This is a genomic window from Rhodococcus sp. AZ1, from assembly GCF_054979605.1.
The window spans coordinates 1-1,536 of sequence record NZ_JBUEQF010000020.1; the positions used below are offsets into that span (position 1 = coordinate 1).

Genomic DNA, 1,536 nt, shown 5'->3' on the forward strand with positions numbered 1-1,536 from the left:
GGCACGATCGGATCTCGACCATCGGCACGTGCAGGGCGCCGGGCGCACCGGCCGGCACGCCGCCTGATCGGGACCACCGGATCGAGACGGGTGCTCCGGCTTGGGGTCGGCGCGGGTGTCCTGGTGCTGATCCTGGTGCTCGTGCTGGTGCGCTGACCGACCTAACGGAGCGCCAGGTCCACGATCAGCCCCCGATGGTCGGAGCCGGCGATGTCGACAACGGTCGAGGACGTCGCGCCTACACCCCGCACCAGGACGTGGTCGATCCCCACCACAGGTGGATAGCTCTTGTCGGTGGGATAGGTCGGCACGATGCCCGCTCCGACGACGTCCCCGACGTCGACGTAGCCGCCGGTCAGCAGCGCCCGGAATCGCGCGTGGGCGTGCGTGGCGTTGAAGTCGCCACCCACGATCACCGGCTCGGAAGAGCCTGCCGCCGTGCGCAGTTCGTCGCGCAGCATCGACATGTCCTGCGCCCAGACGGCCGTGGGCGTCGGATACGGCGGCACGGGATGCACGGCGTACACGCGGACCGGTCCCGTGCCCAGGTCCACGCGAGCGGTGACGCTCGAGAGCAGATAGCCGCCCAGTTCCCGGCCGTCGGTCACCTGAACGCGGCTGTAGATCCCGGCCCCCGCGCCGCCGGGGTAGGGCAGGACGAAGCGGTACGGCAGGACTTCGCCGATCCCCGCGTCGTCGAGGGCGTCGACGAACTCCGGGGTGAGTTCCTGTGCGGTCAGCACGTCGACCCCGCGGTCCCGCACGGACGCCACCAGCGCCGCCGGATCCGCCTCCCCCAGCATGACGTTGGCCTGCATGAGGGTAACCGGCGTCCCGGTCGGAGATTCCCCGTCCGCGACGTACAGGGGCACCACGACCGTCGCGGCGATCGCCAGCACCAGCGCGGAAGCCCCCGCGATCCACCAGCGCCGCGCTGTCAGCGCGAGGAGCAGTCCGACGACGGTGCAGCACAGCAGGATCGGCGCGAACGACGCCGGTCCCACCACGATCAACCAGGGGACGTCGACCCCGGACGTCGCGACGGCCACCACCCCGGCGAGCAGGCCGAGCGCGGCGAGGACGGTCGCGACCGGGCGAAGTCGCGTCATTCGATCCGGCGGCGGTGGGCCCGCCGGGACAACGCGTTGCGGTTGGACTGCTGCGTCTTCCGCAGCACGGTGGACGCATTGGTCTCGACGGTCTTGACCGAGACGCGGTGTCGTTGCCCGCTGAGGTGAACACCCACAGCATGGCGTATGCGACGGGGCCGGCGCCCGCAATCGCGCACGGCGTAGGCGACAATGCAAGCGTCACCGTGCCGTCGTCGATGAACGTGGTGGTGAACAGCGATTCGAGAGTCAACCATTGACTGCATCAGCAACGTGGAGGTCACCCGTGGCAGAGCAGACGCCCCGCTTGGGCGACGACATCACCGACGACGACGCGACGTACGACCGTCGCCGCGGCCCGTCGATCGTGCTGCTGGTCTCGACCCCGTGGTTCCAGTGAGCCGTGACCGGGACCGACCGGGCGGGA

1 protein-coding gene and 1 pseudogene are annotated in these 1,536 nt (G+C 70.4%); both read right to left on the reverse strand.

Features of this window, described 5'->3' with window-relative positions; translation table 11 throughout:
• Nucleotides 1–161 precede the first annotated feature (161 nt).
• Nucleotides 162–1,109 carry an endonuclease/exonuclease/phosphatase family protein gene (locus ACY48E_RS15965; RefSeq protein WP_462873238.1) on the reverse strand — a complete coding sequence of 316 codons (948 nt, stop codon included), beginning with the start codon at nt 1,107–1,109 and terminating at the stop codon, nt 162–164.
• Nucleotides 1,106–1,213, reverse strand: a pseudogene (locus tag ACY48E_RS15970) (DNA-binding response regulator); the annotation flags it as partial. The pseudogene ACY48E_RS15970 and the gene ACY48E_RS15965, both read right to left, overlap by 4 nt.
• Nucleotides 1,214–1,536: the final 323 nt, after the last annotated feature.

Coding starts and splice junctions, on each gene's coding strand:
- ACY48E_RS15965 (WP_462873238.1), bottom strand. CDS start 1,109: ATGACGCGACTTCGCCCGGTCGCGACCGTCCTCGCCGCGCTCGGCCTG.